This window comes from Gammaproteobacteria bacterium (assembly GCA_013001575.1).
In the GTDB taxonomy this organism is placed as follows: domain Bacteria; phylum Pseudomonadota; class Gammaproteobacteria; order Steroidobacterales; family JABDMI01; genus JABDMI01.
Genome location: JABDMI010000083.1, coordinates 1 through 4,745, shown reverse-complemented (window position 1 = coordinate 4,745; position 4,745 = coordinate 1). Strand labels below are relative to the sequence as shown.

Annotated in this window: 5 protein-coding genes; all 5 read right to left on the bottom strand. The window is 51.6% G+C overall.

The features are described 5' to 3' along the window. The coding region (trpCF, locus tag HKN88_07080; protein ID NNC97820.1) for a bifunctional indole-3-glycerol-phosphate synthase TrpC/phosphoribosylanthranilate isomerase TrpF at nucleotides 1–1,138 on the bottom strand (1,138 nt) is incomplete at its 3' end. 14 nt (nucleotides 1,139–1,152) lie between these two features. Further along, complete coding sequence (locus HKN88_07075) at nucleotides 1,153–1,263, bottom strand: palindromic element RPE4 domain-containing protein (protein ID NNC97819.1); 111 nt, start codon at nucleotides 1,261–1,263, stop codon at nucleotides 1,153–1,155. Between the two features lie 399 nt (nucleotides 1,264–1,662). Beyond that, complete coding sequence (trpD, locus tag HKN88_07070; protein ID NNC97818.1) at nucleotides 1,663–2,682, bottom strand: anthranilate phosphoribosyltransferase; 1,020 nt, start codon at nucleotides 2,680–2,682, stop codon at nucleotides 1,663–1,665. Between the two features lie 138 nt (nucleotides 2,683–2,820). After that, entirely contained in the window at nucleotides 2,821–3,468 is a 648-nt protein-coding gene (locus HKN88_07065; GenBank protein NNC97817.1) for an aminodeoxychorismate/anthranilate synthase component II, read from the bottom strand. Next, nucleotides 3,462–4,745: anthranilate synthase component 1 (locus tag HKN88_07060; protein ID NNC97816.1), on the bottom strand; the 1,284-nt coding region annotated here is incomplete at its 5' end. The genes HKN88_07060 and HKN88_07065, both read right to left, overlap by 7 nt.

Genomic DNA, 4,745 nt, shown 5'->3' with positions numbered 1-4,745 from the left:
TGACATGCAGGGTTTTCCAGATCTCTACCGACGCAGGAAGTTTTTCCCTTAATGTTTCAAGGTAGTCATCATTTTCCGACCCATGCAATTGCACCGCATGCAGGCTCGCCAGTTGTGCCGTCTCGACTACTTCATCGATGGCCTGGTCTTTAAACACCGCGACCAAAGGTAAAGGTGTTCTTTTGGCGATGGCGGCGGCGCGTTGCGGCGTGATTGTGCGTTTAGAGCCTTGCGCCAGGATCATACCGCCGAAGCGTGCCCCCGCCATATAAGCCAGATCGGCATCCACGCTGTTGCTCAGGCCACAAATTTTGGTTTGTCCAAACACCAGGTCACGCAGTTTCAGATCAATTCTTGTTTCGGCCATTAAGGACGAGCCCACCAGAAAGCCGTCGACCAGGGGCGCCAGTCGCACGACATCGGCGCGACTACGGATGCCGGATTCGCTAATGATGCGGAGGTGTTTTCTTTTATCAGCTGGAATGCGTTTGACCAGTTTTTCAGTGCTTGCGAGGTCAATACTCAAATCACTTAGATCGCGATTGTTAATACCAATGATCTTGGCGCCCAGATCCAGTGCGCGGGTTAATTCGTCCTCACTGTGCACTTCGGTCAAAACATCCACGCCCAAACGTTCCGCCATCGCGGCGCATGCACGGTAGGCATCGTCCTGCAACACCGAAAGCATTAACAGTACAACATCAGCACCGTATTCACGCGCCTGCACAACCTGCTTGGGAAACAGAATAAAGTCTTTACACAAGATCGGGTGTTGGCAGAATTGCCTTGCGAGCGGGATGAAATTCAGGTCACCTTTGAAATGCGTTTTTTCGGTGAGCACGGAAATGGCCGATGCGAAGGGTGCGTATTCCTTAACAACATCCTCGATGCGGTCACCCTCGCGGATCGAGCCCAGGGTCGGTGAGGCCTGTTTGAATTCGCAAATGAAATGCCCGCCGGGCTGTGACAAGACCTCAAACAAACTGCGGTCAGACTTTTCCGGGAGACTGATCGTATTCAGGTCGGAGGTCGAGCGTAGTTCGGGGGTCAGGCTCTCGAATTTTTGCAACACGATCTTGCCCAGCACACTGTCGTGTGCGAGTGTCGGGTTCAGAATGATTGAGAGCGGGGTTTTCATGAAGTCTCGTCACTTTACCGCGGTTTAACCGCGGTATCCATGTGGTGGGTTTTTAAGACCCCGCGGCTTGAGCGCGGGGTCTGAATAAATTTACTGGATACCATGGTCAAGCCACGGTATGACAAGTGTGGTTTCTGTATCGGGTTCGGCGTTGTTGAGAGCGGGTGTTTCATATTTAATAAATTTTTATTTACCGAATTCCCGGAAGCTCAAAGAGCTATCCGGGATCCAGAGTCTTTTAAAAGTCGCTAGATCCCTGATCGGGGTCAGGGAATTCGAAAAGAGTGTGTTAATCAAATCAAACATCGCCATAAAAGTATTGGATACCGTGGTCAAGCCACGGTATGACAAGTGTGGTTTTTGTATCGGGTTCAGGATGATTGAGAGCGGGTGTTTCATATTTAATAAATTTTTATGTACCGAATTCCCGGAAGCTCAAAGAGCTATCCGGGATCCAGAGTCTTTTAAAAGTCGCTAGATCCCTGATCGGGGTCAGGGAATTCGAAATGAGTTTGTTTATCACATCAAACATCGCCATAAAACGCCTGAATCTTTTGCAACTGCTCAAAGCCTGCACCCGAAGCTAAAATCTCGACCGCTTGTCGATAACCCTGTTGCCAGTCACTTGCCATGTCATGCACCCATAAAGAGGTTCCGGCATTCAAGGCAATGGTGGCATTTTCAGCGTCCGTTCCTTCGCCTTTCAATATCGCAATTAAACGTTGCGTATTGTATTCGGCATCATCGCCTTTGATGGTTTCGAGGTTAAAATATTTCAGACCAACGTCGGCGGGATCGATCTGAATATTTTTTACTTCACCGTCGGCGGCAAAGGCCGCATGCGTGGTGCCGGTGATGGTAATTTCATCCAGACCTTGACCGTTCACCACCAAGGCACGTTGGCAGCCCAGTTGTTGCAAGGTTTCGGCCAGGGGCTCACACAGTTTGGCGTCGTAGACCCCCATCATTTGATAGGGCGGTTTGGCCGGATTGACCAGCGGGCCGAGTAGATTGAACATGGTGCGGGTGCTTAAGGAACGGCGCACCGGCATGGCGTATTTCACACCGCTGTGAAAATGCGGGGCGAATAAAAAACAGAAATTCACTGTATCAAGCGCCTGTATGGCAAGGTCGGAATCCTGTGCCAGCGGGATACCGAGTTTTTCCAGCACATCGGCCGAACCGGATTTGGACGAGACCGAACGGTTGCCGTGTTTGACCACCTTGATGCCGGCGGCGGCCAGAACAAAACTCACAATGGTGGATACATTAATGGTGTTAGAGCCGTCACCGCCCGTGCCACAACAATCCATCGAGGCAAATTTCAGCGCCGGAAAGTCACAAGCCTCACGCATGGCCTCAGCGGCGCCGGCAATCTCTTCCGGGGTTTCACCTTTACACTTTAATGCGATCAGCAATGCAGAAATGGTTGGTTCATTCAATTCCCCTTTCAGCAGAGACTCGAATATTTCTCGTGTGTCCTGACGCTGCAGGTCTTCGCCGGCATAGAGGGCTTCGAGAAATGTATTAATGTTTTCATTCATAATTTTAGTTCACCACAAGGTTTGGGAGATTGCCGCGCCAAATAAATTTGTCTCGCAATGACCTTATTGTCTTGCTTGGTCTTCAATTTACAATTGTCCTCGCGAGACTTGCAACAAGTCGTGGCGATGTCCTAATGTTCATTCTTCCAAACCCACGCACGCAAACACATTGCTGAACAGTTGCTGGCCGTAAGTCGTCAAAATACTTTCCGGGTGAAACTGCACCCCAAAAAGTTTTTGTGCTTTGTCTTCAACTGCCATGACCTGACCACCCACACTGGCGGTGACCTGAAAATTATCCGGCACCTCACTGGCAACCAGCGAGTGGTAACGCGCGATGCTGAGCGGTTTGGGTAAATTCCGGAACAAGGAGTCACCGGCGTGTTGCATGTCGGAGGTTTTGCCATGCAAAATCGCCGGCGCCGGGCCGATCACTCCGCCAAAGGCTTCCACCAGGGCCTGATGCCCCAGACAAATGCCAAACATGGGCACCTGGCCGGCTACGGCTTTGATCAAAGCCAGCAGGTTTCCGGCCTTGGCCGGATTGCCGGGGCCCGGTGACAGCACCACCAAGTCGGACGCCAGCGCCTGTGCGATCAATTTATCCAGCGCTACGTCATTACGCCAGGTCTTAACCGTGCCAAATTCCTGTAACTGGTATTTGAGGTTATAGGTAAAAGAATCAAAATTATCCAGCAATAGAATTTTATGCCGCGGGCTTTCTGCGACCTTGGGTGACTTTTTATTAGTGGCATCCAAAGTGCCAAACTCCAGCGCGTCTACCATTTGAGCCATGATGCTTTACTCCTTTGCCGGTTTTTGCCACTATCTTTGCCACTAACGTTGTCACTCACATTATCACTCACGGCCAAACAGGCGCGAATGGCCGCGGCCGCCTTGTTACAGGTTTCTTGTACTTCACTGTCGGGGTCGGAGTCGAGTACGATCCCGGCACCGGTTTGCACAATACCCACCCCGTCTTTGACCAGTGCGCTGCGAATAATGATTGCGGTATCCATGTCACCGGCGGCATTCAAATACCCCACGGCGCCGCCATAGGTGCCGCGATAGTTAGGCTCCAGTCCACGCAATATCGAGGTGGCTTTGATTTTCGGAGCGCCGACCAGGGTGCCCATGTTGTGACAGGCCTGATAAGCGTGTAAGGCATCCAGCCCTTCTTGTAATTCACCAATCACTTCCGAGACCAGATGCATCACATGGGCATAGCGCACGATCTGCAATAACTCGCGAACCTGACGGGTGCCGGGTTTGCATACCCGGGCAATGTCGTTGCGGGCCAGATCGACCAGCATCATGTGCTCGGCCAGTTCTTTGGCATTTTGTTTGAGTGAGGCTTCAATACGACTGTCCAGATCCGGGTCGATGTGTCCCTGTGCATCGGTGCCGCGTTTGTGGGTACCGGCGATCGGGTAAATGGTTACCTCGCGATCGCTGGCCGAGAACTTAACCGCACTTTCCGGACTCGCGCCAAACAAGGCAAACTCGCGGCCTTGTAAAAAGAACATATACGGGCTGGGATTATGGCGTTTGAGCACTTGATACGCGGCAAAGGCGTCATCGCAGGGCACTTTAAACTGGCGTGACAAGACCGACTGGAACACATCCCCGGCTTTGATGTGTTCACGGATCACGTCAATGCCCTGTTTGAATTCGTCCGCGTTGCTGGTGGCAAATTGTTCGATACCCGCGTGCAATTCAACTTGCGGCAAGTCTTCCGCTGCGTTGTTTTGCAAGGCTTCGAGTTTATCGACCAGAGTGTTCAATTCGGTATTCAAACTCAGGTTATTGGCATTGCGGTCAAAGGCCAGGGTAAAGAGTTTTGCACTGGCGTGTTGCTCATCGCGGATCAATAACTGGTCGGCCAGGTAATACACATAATCGGGAATGGATTTGTCCCCCGCGGCCGCCGCCGGGATCTGCTCAAACTGGTCAACCAGGTCGTAGGCAAAATACCCGAACAAGAACGTGACCGCATCGTGTTCCGGGTCACCACTGCGTAACAATTTCTGGGTTTGTCGCAGGGGTTCAAAAATACTGAACTG

Bases quoted from the DNA above. Each gene is read 5' to 3' on its own strand.
- trpD (NNC97818.1), bottom strand. From the start codon at position 2,682: ATGAATGAAAACATTAATACATTTCTCGAAGCCCTCTATGCCGGCGAA.
- HKN88_07065 (NNC97817.1), bottom strand. From the start codon at position 3,468: ATGGTAGACGCGCTGGAGTTTGGCACTTTGGATGCCACTAATAAAAAG.